This is a genomic window from Streptomyces flaveolus (assembly GCF_000716535.1).
GTDB lineage: Bacteria > Actinomycetota > Actinomycetes > Streptomycetales > Streptomycetaceae > Streptomyces > Streptomyces flaveolus_A.
This window is the reverse complement of record NZ_JNWV01000037.1, coordinates 181,372-200,260: the sequence shown is the minus strand read 5'-3', so window position 1 is coordinate 200,260 and position 18,889 is coordinate 181,372. Positions and strand designations below refer to the sequence as shown.

18 protein-coding genes and 1 pseudogene are annotated in these 18,889 nt (G+C 72.3%); 6 read left to right on the top strand and 13 right to left on the bottom strand.

Annotated elements, in window-relative coordinates; genetic code table 11:
- The first annotated feature begins 27 nt into the window (after positions 1-27).
- Entirely contained in the window at positions 28-570 is a 543-nt protein-coding gene (locus tag OO52_RS35515) for a PPA1309 family protein (protein WP_030657126.1), read from the top strand.
- Between the two features lie 93 nt (positions 571-663).
- On the opposite strand, the gene OO52_RS35510 is transcribed toward OO52_RS35515, so the two are convergent.
- The 3 genes from OO52_RS35510 to OO52_RS35500 form a co-directional block, all read right to left on the bottom strand.
- On the bottom strand, positions 664-1,761 hold the full coding sequence (locus OO52_RS35510; protein ID WP_030657123.1) for a YlbL family protein: 1,098 nt from the start codon (positions 1,759-1,761) through the stop codon (positions 664-666).
- A 600-nt stretch (positions 1,762-2,361) separates the two neighbouring features.
- On the bottom strand, positions 2,362-2,823 hold the full coding sequence (locus OO52_RS35505; protein ID WP_030657121.1) for a molybdenum cofactor biosynthesis protein MoaE: 462 nt from the start codon (positions 2,821-2,823) through the stop codon (positions 2,362-2,364).
- Between the two features lie 111 nt (positions 2,824-2,934).
- Complete coding sequence (locus OO52_RS35500) at positions 2,935-4,047, bottom strand: SDR family oxidoreductase (protein WP_030657119.1); 1,113 nt, start codon at positions 4,045-4,047, stop codon at positions 2,935-2,937.
- 192 nt (positions 4,048-4,239) lie between these two features.
- Between OO52_RS35500 and OO52_RS35495 the strand changes: the two genes are divergently transcribed.
- Both OO52_RS35495 and OO52_RS35490 read left to right on the top strand, forming a co-directional pair.
- Positions 4,240-5,709, top strand: a complete 1,470-nt coding sequence (locus tag OO52_RS35495; protein ID WP_030657117.1) for a zinc-dependent metalloprotease — start codon at positions 4,240-4,242, stop codon at positions 5,707-5,709.
- Complete coding sequence (locus tag OO52_RS35490; RefSeq protein ID WP_030657115.1) at positions 5,706-6,227, top strand: NUDIX hydrolase; 522 nt, start codon at positions 5,706-5,708, stop codon at positions 6,225-6,227. Before OO52_RS35495 ends, OO52_RS35490 begins: the two co-directional genes overlap by 4 nt.
- Before the next feature lie 159 nt (positions 6,228-6,386).
- On the opposite strand, the gene OO52_RS35485 is transcribed toward OO52_RS35490, so the two are convergent.
- The 4 genes and pseudogenes from OO52_RS35485 to OO52_RS35470 form a co-directional block, all read right to left on the bottom strand.
- Positions 6,387-7,142, bottom strand: coding sequence for an AIM24 family protein (locus OO52_RS35485; protein ID WP_030657113.1), 756 nt, complete (start codon positions 7,140-7,142; stop codon positions 6,387-6,389).
- A gap of 17 nt (positions 7,143-7,159) precedes the next feature.
- Positions 7,160-7,840, bottom strand: coding sequence for an AIM24 family protein (locus tag OO52_RS35480; protein ID WP_030657111.1), 681 nt, complete (start codon positions 7,838-7,840; stop codon positions 7,160-7,162).
- A 12-nt stretch (positions 7,841-7,852) separates the two neighbouring features.
- A pseudogene (locus tag OO52_RS35475) lies at positions 7,853-9,521 on the bottom strand (TerD family protein).
- A 195-nt stretch (positions 9,522-9,716) separates the two neighbouring features.
- Positions 9,717-10,322: a M48 metallopeptidase family protein gene (locus OO52_RS35470; RefSeq protein ID WP_030649600.1), complete on the bottom strand. Its 606-nt coding sequence runs from the start codon at positions 10,320-10,322 to the stop codon at positions 9,717-9,719.
- A 232-nt stretch (positions 10,323-10,554) separates the two neighbouring features.
- On the opposite strand from OO52_RS35470, the gene OO52_RS35465 reads away from it, so the two are divergent.
- Positions 10,555-11,769, top strand: coding sequence for a TOMM precursor leader peptide-binding protein (locus tag OO52_RS35465; RefSeq protein WP_030649603.1), 1,215 nt, complete (start codon positions 10,555-10,557; stop codon positions 11,767-11,769).
- The gene (locus OO52_RS35460) at positions 11,762-13,141 is read left to right on the top strand and encodes an ABC1 kinase family protein (protein WP_030939998.1); all 1,380 of its coding nucleotides are present in this window, start codon (positions 11,762-11,764) and stop codon (positions 13,139-13,141) included. Before OO52_RS35465 ends, OO52_RS35460 begins: the two co-directional genes overlap by 8 nt.
- 67 nt (positions 13,142-13,208) lie before the next feature.
- Here the strand turns inward: OO52_RS35460 and OO52_RS51105 are convergent, their stop codons facing one another.
- The 5 genes from OO52_RS51105 to OO52_RS35445 all read right to left on the bottom strand — a co-directional run bounded on the left by OO52_RS51105 (position 13,209) and on the right by OO52_RS35445 (position 17,220).
- Entirely contained in the window at positions 13,209-13,421 is a 213-nt protein-coding gene (locus OO52_RS51105) for a hypothetical protein (protein ID WP_158712599.1), read from the bottom strand.
- A 136-nt stretch (positions 13,422-13,557) separates the two neighbouring features.
- The gene (locus OO52_RS35455; protein WP_014674859.1) at positions 13,558-13,881 is read right to left on the bottom strand and encodes a hypothetical protein; all 324 of its coding nucleotides are present in this window, start codon (positions 13,879-13,881) and stop codon (positions 13,558-13,560) included.
- Positions 13,878-14,246, bottom strand: coding sequence for a WhiB family transcriptional regulator (locus tag OO52_RS35450; protein WP_030649612.1), 369 nt, complete (start codon positions 14,244-14,246; stop codon positions 13,878-13,880). Before OO52_RS35450 ends, OO52_RS35455 begins: the two co-directional genes overlap by 4 nt.
- A 174-nt stretch (positions 14,247-14,420) precedes the next feature.
- Positions 14,421-14,744 carry a hypothetical protein gene (locus tag OO52_RS48315; RefSeq protein ID WP_078865124.1) on the bottom strand — a complete coding sequence of 108 codons (324 nt, stop codon included), beginning with the start codon at positions 14,742-14,744 and terminating at the stop codon, positions 14,421-14,423.
- A gap of 166 nt (positions 14,745-14,910) precedes the next feature.
- Positions 14,911-17,220, bottom strand: coding sequence for an ATP-dependent DNA helicase UvrD2 (locus tag OO52_RS35445; RefSeq protein WP_280923286.1), 2,310 nt, complete (start codon positions 17,218-17,220; stop codon positions 14,911-14,913).
- 398 nt (positions 17,221-17,618) lie between these two features.
- Here OO52_RS35445 and OO52_RS35440 point away from each other — a divergent pair, with 398 nt between their 5' ends.
- Entirely contained in the window at positions 17,619-17,861 is a 243-nt protein-coding gene (locus OO52_RS35440; RefSeq protein ID WP_030649619.1) for a mycoredoxin, read from the top strand.
- A gap of 64 nt (positions 17,862-17,925) precedes the next feature.
- On the opposite strand, the gene nudC is transcribed toward OO52_RS35440, so the two are convergent.
- A complete protein-coding gene (gene nudC / locus OO52_RS35435) occupies positions 17,926-18,870 on the bottom strand; it encodes an NAD(+) diphosphatase (protein ID WP_030649622.1) in 945 nt (314 codons plus the stop codon).
- Positions 18,871-18,889: the final 19 nt, after the last annotated feature.

Genomic DNA, 18,889 nt, shown 5'->3' with positions numbered 1-18,889 from the left:
GGCCGGGAACGAGGCAGGATTGTGACCATGTCCAACACTCCCATGGCAGCGAGCCCGCTCACCCGGGCCGTACTCGAGATCGACGAGTACGTCTCCGGCCTCGGCTGGGACCAGCCCGCTCGCCTCTTCGCCCTCGTAGACACCGCACGGCTGCGGGCTCAGGAACCTTCGCTCGCGGCCCAGCTGGGCCTGGAGGACGAGCCCGAGACCACCGGTCTCACCCCGATCGAGCAGGACGAGCTCCCGTCCGGCAAGCCGCTCGACGAGTTCCTCGGCACCATCGCCTGGCCCGACGCGGTGACCGGCTGCGCGCTCGCGGTGGAGCGCCTGATGCTGCCGCCGTCCGCCGAGGCCCAGGTTCCCTCCGGTCTCGACGAGGCCGGGCTGGCCAGGTGGGTGGCCGAGCACCCCGAACGCCAGGAGGTCCGGATGACGGTGGCCGTGCTGCGGGACGGCAGCCGCGAGTCGGCGCTGCGGCTGCGGGAGAAGGACTCCCCGACGGAGGTCCTGACCGGTCCCGACCTGGTGCCGGGCCTGGCGGACGCCCTGGCGGCGACGTTCGCCGACTGATCCCGTTTCGCGGACGGACCCCGTCCCGTCCGGGGTACGGCGCTGGGGGCGCCCCTGATCGTCAGGGGCGCCCCCAGCCGTGTCACGGCCCGCTCAGCCCTTGGTGGTGCACTTCGGCAGGGCGGCGGTGTCCCCGCTGCGGATGTCCTTCAGCGCGTCGAGCGCGTCGCCGATGGTCTTGACCCTGACCAGGGTGAGCCCGCCCGGGGTGTCCTTGGCGGCCGCCGCGCAGTTGTCGGCGGGGGTCAGGAAGTACTGGGCGCCGCGGTCGCGCGCGCCGACGGTCTTCATCTCGATGCCGCCGATCGGGCCGACCGCGCCCTTGTCGTCGATGGTGCCGGTGCCGGCGACGAACTTCCCGCCGGTGAGGCTGCCCGGGGTGAGCTTGTCGTAGATGCCGAGGGCGAACATCAGACCGGCGCTGGGCCCGCCGACGTCGGCGAGCTTGATGTCGATGGTGAACGGGAAGGTGTGGTCGGTCCCGGCGGAGATGCCGACGATGGCCCGCTTGGCCCCGGTGTCGTGGGAGGTCGTCGTCGTGATGGTGACGTCCTGCGTCCTGGTCGCCGTCCTGTTCGCCTTCTCGGCGGCGGCCTGCTCCTTGGCGGGGACGACGGTGAAGACGGCCTTCTGCCCCGCCTTGTGCTTGGTGACCAGCTTGGCGACGTCGGACGGCTGCTTGACCGCCGTACCGTCGACTGCCTTGATCACGTCGCCGGCGTGCAGCCTGCCCTCGGCCGGGGAGCCCTTGACGACCGTGGAGACGATCACCCAGGACTTCACCGGGACGCCCAGCTCCTTCAGGGCGGCGACCTTGGCGCTCTCCTGGGACTGGCTGAACTCCTCGGCGTTCTCCTGGGTGGACTGCTCCTCCGTCTTGCCGTCCGGGTACAGCGTGTCGTGCGGGACGATCTTGCTGTCGTGGGCGAGCCAGCCGTAGACGGCCTCGACGAGGTTCATCCGGTAGTCGGCGCTGGTGACCCGGACGGTGGTCATGTTCAGATGGCCGTCCGTCGGATAGGTCTTGTGCCCCGCGATCTGCAGCACCGGCTCGCCGTCGTGCTCTCCGAGCGTGTTCACGGTCGGGCCGGGAGACATCTCCGCGTACGGCACGGGGATGAGGACTCCCGCGCACAGGAGCGCGATCAGCATCAGGGTCGAGGCGAGCATCGTCGCGGTGCGGCGTGGCATGTCACGACAGTACGGGACGCGTCTGTCAGCGCACCGTCAGGGCACCCCCGTCAGGCGCCGCGCGCACCCGTGTGCGACTTCTCCATGGCCTCGCGGAACCGGGCGTATCCGTCCAGCTCAGGGCCGTCGCTCCGCGTCCTGCGGGTTCGGTTGGCCCACGTTCCCCACAGCCCACCGCCGATCGCAGCCACAAGCGGAATCAGCAGCCAGACAAGCACCCCCATGCCGACCTCCCATACGCCACGAGCGTCCGCAAATGACTGATCAGCAGATTAACCATTTGCATGAACAACGCTCACGCTAGGGTGCCGGTTACGCAACCGGAGGGAAGCGTGTGCCCGGTGTGACGCCTTCGGGGGACCGGCGAAGACCAGACGGATCAGCGGCACCGGGTGGGCTGCGGGCGCTGGGCGGGCGTCTGCGGGCGCCGGACGCCGGGCGGCGCGGGCGTTGGGCGGGGTCGGCGAGCCGGGCCGGGAGCCGCGGGCGTGAGGCGGGATCGGCGAGCGCCGGCCGGATCGGCAGGCGGCCGGCCGGGAGCTGAGGGGGGCTCCGGCCGAACGAACAGGTGTCCGGACCGGGCCTGCGGCCGGGCCGGGGTCAGCAGGCGCCGACCCACTCCTCCGTGCCGTCCGAGAACTTCTGGTGCTTCCAGATCGGCACCTCGTGCTTGAGGTCGTCGATCAGCTTGCGGCAGGCGTCGAAGGCCTCCGCGCGGTGCGGGCACGCCACGGCGACGACGACGGCCAGATCCCCGACCCGGAGGTCCCCCACCCGGTGGACGGCGGCCAGCGCCCGCACGGGGTGGTCGGCGGCGACCTTCTCCGCGATCCGCCGCATCTCGGCCTCGGCACTCGGGTGACAGGAGTACCCGAGCGTGTCCACGTCGGCGCCCCCGTCGTGGTTCCGCACGGTCCCCACGAACAGCGCGACACCCCCGGCCGCGTCGTCCCCGACGGCCTGGAACACCTCGTCCACGGAGAGCGGGGTCTCCCGGATGCCGATCAGCTTGATGGGGTTCGGAGCCGCCTGCTCACCGGGGTGATCGTTCGTAAGCGCCATGCCCCCCATCGTGCCCCACGGGGGTGACAACGGGGAATACGAGTTTCCGCAGGCACGCGCGCGGGACGTTTTGGAGGCTCCTACAGCGGAGCACCGGTTGCCCCACGCACCTCAGACGCGTCGCCGCGCCTTCCGGGCCCGCCGTACGACGGCCGCCGCGCCCAGCAGGGCGACCGTCGCCCCCGCCGCACCGGCGGCCGTCGCGTCCTTCCGCCCCAGTCGCCGCCCGGCCACGGTGTGCCGGCCGGACACCTCCTCCAGCAGTTCGGCGAGCACCTCCTCGTTCGTCCACTTCGGCCGCCATCCGGAATCGTGCAGCCGGCTCCCGCTGACCACCCAGGGGTACATCGTGTAGGCGAGGTCCCCGGCCGGGGACGGGGTGAGCCCGATCCGGTGCAGCCGGGCCGCCGCGCCGAGCGCGACCGCCGAGGGGAGCTCCATCCGCCGGATGCCGCTCAGCTCCTCGACCTCCTCCTGCTCCAGCCACCCGTCGCAGCCGACGGCCAGCTCCCCGTCGACCTTCTCCAGCACGGCGTACTCCAGGGCGCTGCACAGATCCTCGACGTGGCAGAACTGCCACGCGGGCCGCGACCCGGCCACGACCAGCAGCCGCGGCGACTCGAAGTACCTGGTCAGCGCGGTGTCCGTGCCGCCGACCAGGACGGCCGGCCGCACCACCGTGACGTTCAGGCCCGGGTGCGCGCGGGGGGCCCGCCGCGCCAGGCGTTCGATCTCCAGCAGGTCCCCGACGCCGGTCGCCTCGGCGGTGGCGCGCAGCTCGGCGTCCTCCGACAGCGGCAGCTCGTTGTCGGGCAGCGCGCCGTAGACCATCGCCGAGGTGCACAGCACCACCCGGTGCACACCGGCCGCCGCGGCGGCGGTCAGGACGGTCTGTGTCCCCCGGACGTTGTAAGCGGTGCGCGCCGCCGGATCGGTCTCCAGGTCGAGGTCGAGCGCGAGGTGGACGACGACGTCGGCGCCCCGCAGTTTGTCCGCGATGGCGGGGTCGCGGACGTCGAGGATGTGCCACTGCGCGTCGGCGCACTCGCCCCGCCGTTCGTCGATGGCGAGGACCCGTCTGATCTCCTGCGACGCGGCGAGCCGCTCGGTGAGCAGGGCGCCGACCCCGGTGGCGGCGCCGGTCACCGCGACGACGGGCCCGCGCACGGCGGGAGAGGTTGAGAGGTTTCGCGCTGCGCGAACCTGCGGATCTGGGGAACTCACCGGGCGTCTCCAGCGGTTGTCTTCAGTACGGGCGCGAGTGACGCGTACGTACCAGGTGCATCCATCCTGCCGCAGGCGTTCCGTGGGCGAAGCACCGAGGCCCGATCGGGTCGGGGTGTCTACGCTGGGTGGTGTTGTCGGGCAGCCGCGCCGCCGGAGCGAAACCGGTGGCCTTACCAGCCGAGGAATCCCGTGAGTGACACCCCATTCGGTTTCGGCCTTCCGCCGGAGGAGCCGGAAGACGGCGACGAGGGCAAGAAGAAGGACCAGCAGAGCGGTGGTGGGCAGGGACCGGCCAATCCGTTCGGTTTCGGCGGCCTGCCCGGAGCCGGCGGCTTTGGCGGCCCCGGCGCCGACAACCCGCTCGCAGCCATGTTCGGTTCCCTGAACCCCACCGACCTGGGCGCCGCGTTCCAGCAGCTGGGCCAGATGCTCTCGTACGAGGGCGGCCCGGTGAACTGGGACATGGCCAAGCAGATCGCCCGCCAGACGGTCGCCCAGGGCACGTCTGACGGCACCAAGGACGCGAGCGTCGGCCCGTCCGAGCGCAAGGCGGTGGAGGACGCCGTCCGCCTGGCCGACCTGTGGCTGGACGACGCGACGTCCCTGCCGTCGGGCTCCGGCTCGGCGGTGGCCTGGTCGCGCGCGGAGTGGGTCGAGGCCACCCTGCCCGCCTGGCAGGAGCTGGTCGACCCGGTCGCCGAGCGGGTCGGCGCGGCCATGGGCGACGTCCTGCCGGAGGAGATGCAGGCCATGGCGGGCCCGCTGATCGGCATGATGCGCTCGATGGGCGGCGCCATGTTCGGCACGCAGATCGGGCAGGCCGTGGGCGTGCTCGCGGGCGAGGTCGTCGGCTCGACCGACATCGGCCTGCCGCTGGGCCCGGCCGGCAAGGCCGCGCTGCTCCCGGCCAACGTGGAGGCGTTCGGCAAGGACCTGGGCGTTCCGCAGGAGGAGGTGCGGCTGTACCTGGCGCTGCGCGAGGCCGCGCACCAGCGGCTGTTCGCGCACGTGCCGTGGCTGCGCTCGCACCTGTTCGGCGCGGTCGACGGCTACGCGCGCGGCATCAAGGTCGACACGGCCAAGCTGGAGGACGTGGTCGGCCAGTTCGACCCGCAGAACCCCGAGCAGTTGCAGGACGCGCTCCAGCAGGGCATGTTCCAGCCGGAGGACACGCCCGAGCAGAAGGCCGCCCTGGCCCGTCTGGAGACCGCCCTGGCGCTCGTGGAGGGCTGGGTGGACGCGGTGGTCCACGCCGCCGCGAAGCCGCGTCTGTCGTCCGCCGACGCCCTGCGCGAGACGCTGCGCCGCCGCCGCGCGACCGGTGGCCCGGCGGAGCAGACGTTCGCCACGCTGATCGGCCTGGAGCTGCGTCCGCGCCGGCTGCGTGACGCCTCCCGTCTGTGGGCCTCGCTCACGGACGCGCGCGGGGTCGACGGCCGGGACGGCCTGTGGGCCCACCCGGACATGCTGCCGACCGCGACCGATCTGGACGACCCGGACGGCTTCGTGCACCGCGAGCAGCTCGACTTCTCCGAGCTGGACAAGATGCTCGGCGAGGCGGCGGGCGGCTCCGCGGGCAAGCCCGACCTGCGCAAGACGGAGGGCGGCAAGAAGGACGAGGCCGAGGCGGACGACAGCAAGGACGACGACGCCGAGTGAGCCTGTACGACGACGCGGTCCTCGTCCTGAAGGAGTACGAGGGCCAGGAAGAGCTGCGCCAGGCCTACCTGGACCATCTGGCGGCCCACCCGGACGGCCTGTGGAAGGCCTGCCACGCGGGTCATCTCACGGCGAGCGCCCTGGTGATCGACCCCGGGCGCGGCCGGGTGCTGCTCACGCTGCACCGGAAGCTGCGGATGTGGCTGCAGATGGGCGGCCACTGTGAGCCGGGCGATCCGACGCTCGAGGCGGCGGCCCTGCGGGAGGCGGCCGAGGAGTCCGGTATCACCGGGCTGTCGCTCCTTCCCGGCGGCCCGGTGAGGCTGGACCGGCATCCCATCCCGGCGCCGTGCCACTGGCACTTCGACGTCCAGTACGCGGTCCTCGCCCCGCCCGGCGCGGTGCACGAGATCAGCGACGAGTCGCTCGACCTGCGCTGGTACGCCTACGACGAGGTGGCCGACGTGGCGGACGAGTCGGTCGCACGGCTGCTGGAAGCGGCCCGCGCCCGCCTGTGAACACGGGCAAGGGGCGACCGCCGTGGGCGGTCGCCCCTTGCCTGGGCGGTCGATCGCGCCCCTCAGGGGGCGCGGGGAACTGCGCGACCAGCCGCACACGAGCCGCGGCCGAATACGGCCGGCAGCCCCCGGAACCCCTCGGCGGGACCAGCGGAGCGATCAGCTCCAGACGTTGCCCTGGTTCTGGCCGCGCGCGCCCTGCTGCCCCATGCCGAACTGGGCGGCGAGGCCCTGCCCGATCACCGCGTTCTGCGGCGGCAGCAGCTCGCTGGGCTGCACCAGCGCGAAGCCGGTGCCCATGAAGCTCAGCTCCCAGCCCTCACCGGTGCTGCCGCGCCGGCGCCACACACCGGAGGAGTGCGTCTGGGCCTGCATCTGCACGCGCAGTCCGGTGGACCAGGCCACGATCGCGTCGGCGTCGCAGTTGACGTACCTGTCGGGCGTGACCTGCATCAGCAGCGGCGCCCCGGAGGTCATGAGGGCGACCCGGCCCCGTCCGGTGATGTTGAGCTGGTACTTCCCGGACCCGGAGATGCCGTAGAGGCTGTCGACGGCGATGACCTCGTGGTGCAGCGAGGAGTCCATGGCGAGGACGTAGGAGCTGTCGACGGTCAGCCCGTCCTGCTCGACGTCCATGATGTGCACGTGCTGGGCGAGGTTCGCGAGGTAGACGGTGCCCTGTCCGTGACAGCGCATCAGGTCCAGGCCCTCGCCGGTGTGCGCACGCGCGCGTGCCTGGCTGTTGCTGCGGTACTCGGCGTCGAACTCGACCAGGCCCTGGTAGGCGACCATGGTGCCCTTGCGGGCGAGCAGGTCGTCGTGACCTTCCAGGGTGACCCGGAGCATCTGCGGGTTCTGCAGGCTCCAGCGCTCCTGCGTCTGGACGTCGTTGTGCGCGAAAAGCGGGCTCTGCATGGTGTTCTGGCTCCCCCTCAGCCCCGGATCCGGAGGCGGTCGGTGCTGTCCTCGCTGGGCTGGACGACGACGATGCCCTGGCCGGAGAAGGCCATCTGGTAGGCCTCGCCGCTGCCCCGGCCGATCAGCGACTGGGCCTTGAAGCTGCGCTTGCCCTTCACCTTCAGGTTGGGCGACCAGGCGACGAGCGCGTCCGGGTCGACGTACGTCTCGTCCTCGCCGCCGCCGCAGTCCACGACGATCGGCTTGCCCCGGGAGGTGAGGGCCACCCAGCCCTGCCCGGAGATCTTCGTGTTCCACAGGCCCTGGCCGGCGAACTTCGCGAGCCCCTTCACGCGCTCCACGCCCCAGGTGAGGTGGGCGTCGAAGGCGAGGAGGTTGGTGGCGTTGACGGAGATGCCGTCACCGTTGAGGTTGATCACGACGACGTTCGCCCCGTAGTCGGCGAGGTAGAGCAGACCGTCGCCGGAGCACTTCATCAGCGGCGCGCCCTCGCCGGTGACCCAGTCGCGGGCGATCTGGCGGACGGCCGGCGGGTTGGGCTCGTACTGGATGAAGCCTTCGTAGGCGACCATCGAGCCCACGCGCGCGAGGAGGTCGTTCCCGGTCTGCAGGGCGACCTTCAGCATGTGGTCGCCGTGGTTCTCCATGCGGGCGGTGACGGGTGCGGGGGCGAAGCCCGCGAGCGGCTGGTTCATGACGGGCTCCCTCTAGACCTCGTACGGCTGGACGACGATGAAGTTGCCGGGCGCGCCCCGGAACTGGAGGTTGACGCTCTCCCCGGTGTCGCCCGGGTAGGCGTTGCGTCGCATGCGGACCTGGCTGGAGACGATCACCTGGGACGCGGCCGACCAGGCGACGACGGCGTTGCAGTCGGCGAAGGTGGTCGGCGTGACCGGCAGCACCACGGGCGTGCCGTGCGTCTTGACGACGATCGTGCCGGTGCCCTGGAACTGCATGGTGAACAGCGCGCCGCCGGGGATGCCGTGGCCCTCGATGCGGCGGACCTCGTACTGGAGGCTCTCGTCGAAGGCGAGGACGTTCTCGGCGGACACGCAGATGGCGTCGCCCTGGAGCTCGACGGGGTGCAGATGGGTGGAGCTCTCGGCGAGGAACACCTGGCCCTGGCCGGTGCAGCGCATGAGCTGCATCTCCTGGCCGGTGGCGTTGCCGACGATCCGCCCGGCGAACCCGGCGCCCTTGTAGCTGAAGTCGACCTTGCCCTGGTAGAGCACCATGCTGCCCTGCTTGGCCAGCACGGGCTGGCCGCCGATGCCGAGGTCGACGCGGATGAGCTTCTTGTTCTGCTGCGTCCAGCGCTGGCCGGTCGGCGTCTCCTTGAACGCCTGGAGCGCGGCCGTCACCCCGGCACCGCCCTGGGGCGCGCCCTGCGGCACTCCGTAGGCGGCGGGCTGCTGGCCGGGGACCTGCCCGTAGCCCGGGGGCATGGGAGCGGTCGGCTGACCGCCGTAGGGGGCGGGCTGCTGGCCGTATCCCGGGGGCATCGGCGCGCCGGGCTGGCCGCCGTACGACGGCTGCTGCGGCGGCTGTCCGTAGGGCGCGGGTGCGGGGGCCTGCGGCGCGGCCGGCGGCGGGACGGTGCCGCCTCCGGGCGGGGTCAGGGGGGCGACGACCGTCGGCGCGACGTGCACGTTCGGGCCGGGCGCCGGGGCAGGGGGCGGGGTGTGGCCGGGGGGCGGGGCGAAGCCTTGCGGGGCGGGCGCCGGGGGGGGTGCGGGGGCCGGGGCGGTTCGGGGCGCCGAACGCGGGCGGGGGCGTGGTCTGGGCGGGCGGGGCGAAGCCCGGGGCCGCGCCGGACTGGGGCTGCTGCGGGGCGGCGGGTGCCTCCTCCTCCAGCACCTCGCCGCCGAAGTTCCTCAGCAGCGCCTCCAGACCGCCGTCGAAGCCCTGTCCGACTGCGGCGAACCGCCACCCGTCCTTGAAGTAGAAGTCACCGAGCATCACGGCCCGCTCGGTGGAGAACTCCGCGCCGCTGAACGAGTACCGCGCGACCTCCTCGCCGCCCGCCACGATGCGCAGGTATCCGGGAGCGATCTGGGACATCTGTCCGGCGCCGTCGAGGGTCGCCGTGAAGGACAGCTTGCGGATGTGCGAGGGGATCCGGTCGAGCGTGACCCGGAACGACTCCGTGTCACCCGCCTGGGCACCCAGCAGCTGGATGGATTCCTCCGGGGACTTCGGCTGGTTGAAGAAGACGAAGTACCGGTCGTCCGAGAGACGCTCGTCGGCGTCCAGACCGAAGCAGCTGATGTCGAAGGTCAGTCCGGGGCCGGAGATCTGCACGCCTACGTACAGATCCGTGCCCGCGGTGAGGTCACTGATCCTGGCCTTGTGGCCGCGTTGGAATTCCCTGGCCATGCGTTACGACCGTCCCCCATCCCGAATGTGAGTGCGTCGCGTCAGGCTAACGGCAAAGACCGACAGCGACCCCCGAGGGTGCTGGTCGGTACAGACCCGGTACACAACCGCACCCGGTCGCTCACACGGAGGTGGCTCGGCGCGCGGGACGGCTCTCGGCCACCCCGAAAGGACGCCGGACGCCCGGTAGGCGGCTCAGGTGTCCTGCTCGTCGCGCTCGCCCGGCAGATGCGGCAGCCGGGCGGCGGCGACCACCCCTTCGAGGTAGCCGCGGGCCCGCTCGGTGCGCGGGTAGGCCTCCAGCAGCCGCCAGAAGTCGGCGCCGTGGCCGGGGACGAGCAGATGCGCCAGCTCGTGGCAGAGCACGTAGTCGACGACGTACTCCGGCATCCCCTGCAACCGGTGCGACAGCCGGATGCTGCCCTCGGCCGGGGTGCACGAACCCCAGCGGGTGTTCTGGTTGGTGACCCAGCGTACGGAGGCGGGCCTGGCCCGGCCCTCGAAGTACTGGGCGGACAGCCGCTCGGCACGCTCGGCCAGCTCGGCGTCGCCCAGCACCCGCTTGCTCTCCTGGGCGGCGAGCTTGTCGAGCATGACGGTGACCCAGCGCTGCTCCTCCGCCTTCGACATCCGGGCGGGGATCAGCACGACGGTGCGGTCGCCCTCGCGGTACGCGGAGACCGTCCGGCGGCGCCGGGCGCTCCTGCGGACCTCGATCGCGCTCGTCCCCGAGCCGCGGGGCGGCTGGCTCGTCGTGCTGCGCTGTGGTTCACCGGCGCGGTGCAGTGGGTCGGCGGGCACGCCCCGACGTTACCCGCTGGACAGGGGCAAAGTCCCGGGCCGGGGACGGTTCACTCCGGATCCCCCACCATGTGTTTGATTCCTACGACCGATCCGTCCATCCTTTTTGCACCACTTCACCCCGTCTGATTGATATGAAGAACATCCCCAGCCTGTGGATAACTCCCGACGCCCGGACCCCGGCCCAGGCATGCTGGCGCAGACACGCATTCACGGACACGGGGGGCCAGTCATGCATCCGGTGATGAAGCCCGCGCTGCGGCGCGGCTGGCGCGATCGCAACACCGTGCAATTCGGGATGACCCCGGCGCACGCCCTGACACTGGGCCCGGTCGCCACGGCGACCGGCAGCTTCCTGGACCTGCTCGACGGCACCCGCGGGCTGCCGCTGCTGCGCGAGGAGGGCCGCCGGGCCGACGTGCCGGCCGGCCACGTCGACGCACTGGTGGAGCGGCTGGCCCGCGCGGGCCTCGTCGACGACGCGCGCGGCGGCGGACCGGCCGCGGACGCGCTGCGGGAGAAGACGGACGTCCTCGAACGACTGCGCCCCGACCTCGCCTCACTGTCCCTCCTCACACCCGAGCCGGGCGGCGCGCTGGCGCGGCTCGCGGCCCGGCGCGCACTGCGCGTCCGGGTGCGGGGCGCGGGCCGGGTGGGCGCCCTGCTCGCCTCCGCGCTGTCGGCCGCCGGCGTCGGCGAGGTCGACGTGTGCGACGTCGGCCGGGTGGAGCCCTGGGACGTGGCGCCGGGCGGACTGACCGCCGAGTCGCTCGGCGACCGCCGGGACGCGGCGGCCCGGACCGCCGTCCGCCGCGCCGCACCCGACCGCCCACCGCGCCACGCCCACTCCCCGGGCTCCGGCGCCGAGGAGCCCGGCTTCTCCCTGGTGATCTTCGCGCCCCGCGACGACGTCGCCGTGCACGCCCCGGACCCGTTCACCGCCGAACCGCTCATGACCACCGGCACCCCTCATCTCTACGCCGGGGTCGTGGAGGGCACCGGTGTCGTCGGCCCGCTCGTCCTGCCCGGCGAGTCGGGCTGCGCCGGCTGCCTGGACCGGGACCGCACGGACCGGGATCCGGCCTGGCCTCGCCTGGTCACCCAGTGGCGCTCCGGCAGGGCCCGCCGGGTCGGGGCCTGCGATGTGACCCTGGCCACGGCGGTGGCCGGGCTCGCCGCGGCGCACGCCCTGGCCTTCCTCGACGGGGGGTCACCGTCCGCCACTGGTACTCGCTGGGAGGCGTCCCTGCCCGGTCTGGACTGGCGCGCCCGGCCGGTCCGGCCGCATCCGGAATGCGCCTGCGGAGCGGCCAGGAGAGAGAAACGGGAGCACTCCGCAACCGATGGCGAAACGCGCGCGACAATGGCGGTGCAACGGCCGTCGACGAAGCGGCGACGCGAAGCAGGCGCGGCACGGCCGACTGGGACCTGGAGGGCGCATGTCTGATCTTCCCCGGAAGGCGGTCACCCGTACCGCCAAGCTCGCCGCGCTCCCGCTCGGCTTCGCCGGCCGGGCGACCTGGGGGCTGGGCAAGCGGATCGTGGGCGAGTCCGCGGAGATCGTCGGCCGTGAGCTGCAACAGCGCACGGCGGAGCAGCTCTTCAAGGTGCTCGGCGAGCTCAAGGGCGGCGCGATGAAGTTCGGGCAGGCACTGTCCGTCTTCGAGTCGGCGCTGCCGGAGGAGATCGCCGGCCCCTACCGCGCGGCCCTGACAAAGCTCCAGGAGGCCGCCCCGCCGATGCCCACCCGCACCGTGCACGGCGTGCTCCAGGAGCGGCTCGGGCCGGACTGGCGCGACCTCTTCGAGGAGTTCGAGGACAAACCGGCCGCCGCCGCCTCGATCGGCCAGGTGCACCGGGCGGTGTGGCACGACGGCCGTGAGGTGGCGGTCAAGGTGCAGTACCCGGGCGCGGGTGAGGCCCTGCTCTCCGACCTCGGCCAACTGAGCCGGTTCGCCCGGCTGTTGGGCCCGCTCATCCCGGGCATGGACATCAAGCCGCTGATCGCGGAGCTGAGGGACCGCGTCTCGGAGGAGCTGGACTACGGGCTGGAGGCCCAGGCGCAGAGCGCCCACGCGGAGGAGTTCGCGGACGACCCGGACGTGGTCGTCCCGGCGGTGGTGCACCAGTGCGAGCAGGTGCTGGTGACCGAGTGGATCGACGGCATCCCGCTGTCCGAGGTCATCGCGGACGGCACCCAGGAGCAGCGCGACCGGGCCGGCCAGCTCCTGGCCCGCTTCCTCTTCTCCGGCCCGGCCCGCACCGGCCTGCTGCACGCCGACCCCCACCCGGGCAACTTCCGTCTGCTGCCGGGCGGCCCGGACGGACCGGACGACTGGCGACTGGGTGTCCTGGACTTCGGCACCGTCGACCGGCTCCCCGGCGGCCTGCCGAACCCGATCGGCATCTCACTGCGGATGACGCTGGACGGTGAGGCGGAGACGGTCTACGAGCTGCTGTGCGCCGAGGGCTTCGTGAAGGACACCGTGGAGCTGGACCCGGACGCGGTCCTCGACTACCTGCTGCCGATCATCGAGCCGGCCCGCGTGGAGGCCTTCACCTTCACCCGCTCCTGGATGCGCAGCCAGGCCGCCCGCATCGCCGACCCCCGCTCCCCCGCCTACCAGCTCGGCAAGCGGCTCAACCTGCCGCCGGCCTACCTGCTGATACACCGGGTGACCCTCAGCACGATCGGGGTCCTGTGCCAACTGGGTGCCACGGTACGACTCCGCGACGAACTGCAGGAGTGGCTGCCGGGCTTCGATCCCGACCTGCCCGAGGACGACACCGACGAGGAGGAGTCGGCGGCGGGGGCGTGATCGGCGTGCCTTGAGATTCCGAGGGGTGGGGCGGGGGGAGGGGGAGGGGGCCCGGGAGAAAGGGTGCTCACCACCAGGCCGAGTCCAGCCGCCCCTCGATCGCCCGGAGGTTCTCCCGGGAGCAGGCGTCACAGAAGTACTGGCGGACGCCGTTCTCCACGGAGCAGGTCCAGGTGGCCGGCGGGGGGCCGTCGGCGGGGGTACCGCAGCGGGCGCACACGAGGCGGCGGCGCTCCGCGGTGGAGCCGCCCTGATCACTTCCGCCGGGAAGACTCGTCACCCGGTGACGATAACCCCGGCGTCGGCGGATCGCCTGCGCAACGCACCGCGGGGGCCGGTCCGTTCGGCCGGACCGGCCCCCGCGGGAAGGCTTCGCCTCCCTGTTCCGGGAAGCCACCGCTGCTCAGGTGTGTTCGTTACTGCATGACGGCCATGGCGAGCGCGCGGCGGGCGCGCAGCGAGGCACGCTCGGCTCGCCGCTGCATCCGCTGGGCGACCGCCAGGCGCACGGCCCGGCGTTCGCGCGCGGCGTCATGGAGTCGCTCGTGCATATGCGCACGAGCCAGGGCTTCTTGCATGAGTTGCATCTCACGGTTCCTGTTCTGGCGCGCTTCGGTCGCGCCGGTGGTGGTGAAGTCTGTGGTCGCGGAGCCGGCGGGCTCGCTGGTGGACGGCTTCATCGGGGCCTGCTTCTTGGGGTCGTGCGTGAGGGGTCGGTCGATCGTTCCTGCGGTGTTCATGCCGTGACCGGGTTCTTCCGCGGGCGGCCACGGGGCCGCTTCCGGGCAACGACGACGCCCTGGACGAACAGCTCGCCACCCCAGACGCCCCAGGGCTCACGCCGCTCCTTGGCGCCGGCGAGGCAGGCCTCGACCAGCGGGCAGGTACGGCAGAGGGACTTGGCGTACTCCACGTCCGCCGGCGACTCGGCGAAGAAGACCTCGGGGTCGTAGGAGCGGCAGGGGACCGGTACGCCGAGGTTCTCGATGGCGTCGTCGAGCGCGGTGAGCGCGGTGAGGGGGGTCAAGGTGGAGTCCTCCGTGAGGCCGGGCGGGGGGATCGTTTGCGAAGGCGGTACGGACGGGGCGTGCGCTTCGAGTTGCACGGGTGGTTTTCCTCGTCTGGTCGGTCCGGCCGGTTGACCGGGTGTCGGCTGGGTACCGGGTTCTCTTCCTGTCCCGAGGCCCCTTCGTTCCGTCGTCCCCGTTCGGGGAAAACAGAAGGGCCGCGGATCCCGGATGGGGTTCCGCGGCCCTGAAGGCGCCGGCCTGATCGGCGATCAGGCTGGATCACTCCAGGGTTCTGGCCCACGGAAGGCCCACATCAGGTGGTGCTGCGTCGTCTGCTTCCGGAATCCGGCACCGGCCGCCGCAAAGGCATAGGCGTGCGCCTGTGCCGCTACTGCTTCCAGTGCCTTGGTCGGTCGCTCATTGCGCTCGCGGACGGGAAGACCCGCGAGGGCAGGGGAGGACGCCGGACGCACGGCACGGATGCCGGACAGACCGGTGCCCTGGTTCGAGGCGCCGAGCATGCACGTGGAGACGGTCGAGCGATCGGTCAGTTTGGCCGTGCTGACGGTGGTGCTGGTGTTGATGCTGATCACTGGACTCGCCTCCTCTCGGCGTCTCAAGGGACCGGGGTGAACCGGTCCCGTTCGGATATGCAAGTACATCACGGAACCCGGGCCTTGGAGAAGGCCGCTGCTTCCGTGCCTAGAACCTATGGGGATTCGCGGGGCATGCGCAAACTATTTTTTCGACGAGTTGGGATCAGTCGCCCACGTCGTCTCCACCGGGTTCTTGACCTGCACAGATGGCCAGAACATCGGCTCCGTAGCTGCGCAGCTTGCGGTTGAGGACGCCGGGGATGCGGGCGAGTTCGGCGGGGTTCTCCGGGCACGCCTCCGCGATGGCCATCAGCGTCCGGTCGGTGAAGACGCAGAAGTCCGGCTGGCCGCTGCGCTCGGCCTGTACCGCGCGCCACTCCCGGAGCCGTTCGTAGAGGCCTTCGTCCATGTCGGAGGGGCAGTCCGCGCAGCGCATCAGCTTCATCTCGCCCGCGTCGGTGAGCGTGCGGCGGCAGACCCGGCAGCGGGCGGGGGTGCGCTGGGTGCGCCGGGGGGTGACGGCGGCGCTCGCGGCGGTCCCGCGCTCGACGCCCGCGCCCGTGCCGGCGCCGGTGTGGCCGACGGTGGGGGTGGTGCCGGGGCGCAGACCGTCGAGGAAGCGGCTCGGACGCCGGTTGGGGCGCCCGCCGGGTGAGCGGGACAGGGCCCAGGACAGGTGGAGGCGTTCGCGGGCGCGGGTCACGCCGACGTAGAGCAGTCGGCGTTCCTCCTCGATCTGCTCGTCGGTGCGGGCGTAGGTGATGGGCAGCATGCCCTCGGCGATGCCGACGAGGAAGACGACGTCCCACTCCAGGCCCTTGGCGGCGTGCAGGGAGGCCAGGGTGACGCCCTGGACGATGGGGGCGTGCTGGGCGTTCGCCCGTTCGTCCAGTTCCGCGACGAAGTCGGCGAGGGTGACTCCGGGTCGTGCCGCGGCGAGGTCGTGGGCGAGGTTGACCAGGGCGGCCAGGGATTCCCAGCGTTCTCTGACGGCGCCGGAGCCGGCCGGGGGTTCGCTGGTCCAGCCTTCGCCGGAGAGGACGGCGCGCACCTGGGAGGGCAGGTCCACGACGTCGTCGAGGAGGGAGTCGTTGCCGCCGAAGCGGGCCGCGCCGCGCAGGGCGATGCCGGCCTTGCGGACCTCGGGCCGGTCGAAGAAGCGCTCGGCGCCGCGCAGCTGGTAGGGCACTCCGGCGTCGGCGAGCGCCTGCTCGTAGGTCTCGGACTGGGAGTTGGTGCGGAACAGGACGGCGATCTCGGCGGCCGGGACGCCCGCGTCGATCAGCTCGCGGATGCGGCGGGCGGCGCCCTCGGCCTCGGCGGGCTCGTCGGTGTACTCGGTGTAGACGGGCTCGGGCCCCGGGGGGCGCTGGGAGACGAGTTCCAGCCGGTGGCCGGCGGCACGGCCCCGGGCCTGGGCGAGCAGGCCGTTGGCGAGGTGGACGATCTGGGGGCTGGAGCGGTAGTCACGGACCAGTTTGACGACGGTGGCGCCGGGGTGACGGGCGCGGAAGTCGAGCAGGTGGTCGGGGGTTGCTCCCGTGAACGAGTAGATGGTCTGGCTGGCGTCACCGACGACGCACAGGTTGTCGCGGTCGCCGAGCCACAGGTCCAGCAGCCGCTGCTGGAGGGGGCTGACGTCCTGGTACTCGTCCACGACGAAGTGCTGGTACTGCGCGCGGACCTGTTCGGCGATGTCGTGCCGGTCCTGGAGGATGGCGACGGTGAGCAGCAGGACGTCCTCGAAGTCGATGACCGCGCGGTCGCGCTTGAGGTCCTCGTAGGCGGCGTAGAGGTGGGCGATCTCGGCCGGGTCGCGGGGGGCCTCTCGGCCGGCCTTCGCAGCCGCGTACGGGTAGTCGGCGGGGACGGTCTGGGTGACCTTGGACCATTCGATCTCGGCGGTCACGTCCCGCAGCTCGTTGCGGTCGAGCCGGGTGCCGAGGGCGGCGGCCGCGTCGGCGACGAGCTGGATCTTGCGGTCGACGAGCCGGGGCATGGAGCCGCCGATCGCTTTCGGCCAGAAGTACTGGAGCTGGCGCAGGGCGGCGGAGTGGAAGGTGCGGGCCTGGACGCCCTGGGCTCCGAGCTGGCGCAGCCGGCCGCGCATCTCTCCGGCGGCGCGGTTGGTGAAGGTGACGGCGAGCACGGTGGACGGCTGGAGGATGCCGGCGCGCACCCCGTAGGCGATGCGGTGGGTGATCGCCCGGGTCTTGCCGGTGCCCGCTCCGGCCAGCACGCACACCGGACCGTGCAGGGAGGTGGCCACCTCGCGCTGCTCGGGGTCGAGCCCTTCGAGCACCGCGTCCGCCCCGCTCGGCTGAGCCGAGCAGGGAGAGCCACCGGTGCCCTGCGGGAAAAGGGTGGAATGCGTTGCTGCTGTCACACCGCCATGCTGCCAGGTCGTCCGGGACGGCTGTGCCGGTTGTCCACAGGCTGGGGCTCGCAGTCGTACTAATGCGGCAGGCGTCACAGCCGGGAGGGCACGCCGGGGCGGGCGGGCCGGGCGTCCGGGATCGGCGGACCAGTGGCCCGGTACTGCGGGTCCGGTCGCCGGGGACTGGCGGGCCGGGCGCCCTGGAATCGGGCTCGGTCGCCCGGGGCTGGCACGCTGGACGCTTTGGAAGGGTGGCCCGGTCACTCGGGAAGGGTGGCCCGGTCGCTCTGGGATGGCGGCCCAGCCGCTCTGGGATGGCGGCCCAGCCGCTCCGCAATGGCGGCCCAGCCGCTCGGGAACGGCGGCCCGGTCGCTCCCGAACGGCGGCCCGGTCGCTCCGAAATGGCGGCCCAGTCGCTCGGGAATGGCGGGCCGGTCCCTTACGTTCACACCCTGGACGACCTTTTCCGAGCTGCCTGAGGAGCGCGAGAGACATGCAGGGCACTGTGACGATGTACAGCACGACTTGGTGCGGTTACTGCCGGCGGCTGAAGAGCCAGCTGGACCGGGAGGGCATCGCCTACACCGAGATCAACATCGAGCAGGACCCCGAGTCCGCGGCCTTCGTCGAGAAGGCGAACGGCGGAAACCAGACTGTCCCGACCGTGCTCTTCGCGGACGGCTCCACCCTGACGAACCCGTCGCTGGCCCAGGTCAAGCAGAAGCTCGCCGCCTGAGCCCGAGCCGCACCGAACGGCGGCTCCCGAGTCCCAACCGGCTCGGGAGCCGCCGTTCGCCGTCTCAGACGAAGCTGCGGGTCGGCAGGGGCTTGCCGTACCACATTTCGATCAGGCGGGCCGCGATGGAGATGCCGTAGGGCGGCAGCACCTCGCCGGACTCGAAGGCCGCGTGCAGTTCCTCGCGGGAGAACCAGCGGGCCTCGTGGATCTCGTCCCCGTCCACGTCGATCTCGGTGGACGTGGCGCGGGCCATGAAGCCGAGCATCAGGCTGGACGGGAAGGGCCAGGGCTGGCTGGCGACGTACTCGACCGGGCCGACGGTGACGCCGACCTCCTCGGACACCTCGCGGCGCACCGCCTGCTCGATGGACTCGCCGGGCTCCACGAACCCGGCGAGCGTGGAGAAGCGGCCCTCGGGCCAGTGCACCTGACGGCCGAGCAGGATGCGGTCGTCCTCGTCGGTGACCGCCATGATCACGGCGGGGTCGGTACGCGGGTAGTGCTCGGCGCCGCAGGCCGGGCAGCGGCGGATGTGGCCGGCGGCCGCGATGACCGTGCGCTCGCCGCAGCGGGAGCAGAAGCGGTGGGTGCGCTGCCAGTTCTCCAGCCCGACCGCGTGCACCATGAGCCCGACGTCGCGCGGGGACAGCAGCAGGCCGGCTTCCCGCAGGCCCGCGGGGCGCGCGGACTGGTCGATGCGGCCGGGCAGCGCGTCCTTCTGGAGCGCGAAGTAGCTGACACCCTCCTCGTCGATGCCGAGGAAGTAGCGGTGCGCCTCGGTGAGCGGGGCCTCGAAGGACGGCGTCATGACGAGTTCGGTCCGGCCGTCCGGGGTCTCGTCGATGAGCACCTGACCGCCGGAGACCACGAAACAGCGGGTCGTGGGGTGGCTCCACGCCGCCGCGAGCCAGGCCTCGTCCAGCCGGTGGTGGGCGGCGCGGTCGATGCCGCTCGGGGCGGTCAGCGAGATGGGTCGGTCGGCTGTGTGGTCGGTCCAGGTGGTCACGGGTGCTTCCAACTCCCCC

Coding starts and splice junctions, on each gene's coding strand:
- OO52_RS35460 (WP_030939998.1), top strand. CDS start 11,762: ATGTCTGATCTTCCCCGGAAGGCGGTCACCCGTACCGCCAAGCTCGCC.
- OO52_RS35455 (WP_014674859.1), bottom strand. CDS start 13,881: ATGAACACCGCAGGAACGATCGACCGACCCCTCACGCACGACCCCAAG.
- OO52_RS35480 (WP_030657111.1), bottom strand. CDS start 7,840: ATGAACCAGCCGCTCGCGGGCTTCGCCCCCGCACCCGTCACCGCCCGC.
- OO52_RS35505 (WP_030657121.1), bottom strand. CDS start 2,823: ATGGCGCTTACGAACGATCACCCCGGTGAGCAGGCGGCTCCGAACCCC.
- OO52_RS35510 (WP_030657123.1), bottom strand. CDS start 1,761: ATGCCACGCCGCACCGCGACGATGCTCGCCTCGACCCTGATGCTGATC.
- OO52_RS35515 (WP_030657126.1), top strand. CDS start 28: ATGTCCAACACTCCCATGGCAGCGAGCCCGCTCACCCGGGCCGTACTC.
- OO52_RS35465 (WP_030649603.1), top strand. CDS start 10,555: ATGCATCCGGTGATGAAGCCCGCGCTGCGGCGCGGCTGGCGCGATCGC.
- OO52_RS35485 (WP_030657113.1), bottom strand. CDS start 7,142: ATGCAGAGCCCGCTTTTCGCGCACAACGACGTCCAGACGCAGGAGCGC.
- OO52_RS35440 (WP_030649619.1), top strand. CDS start 17,619: ATGCAGGGCACTGTGACGATGTACAGCACGACTTGGTGCGGTTACTGC.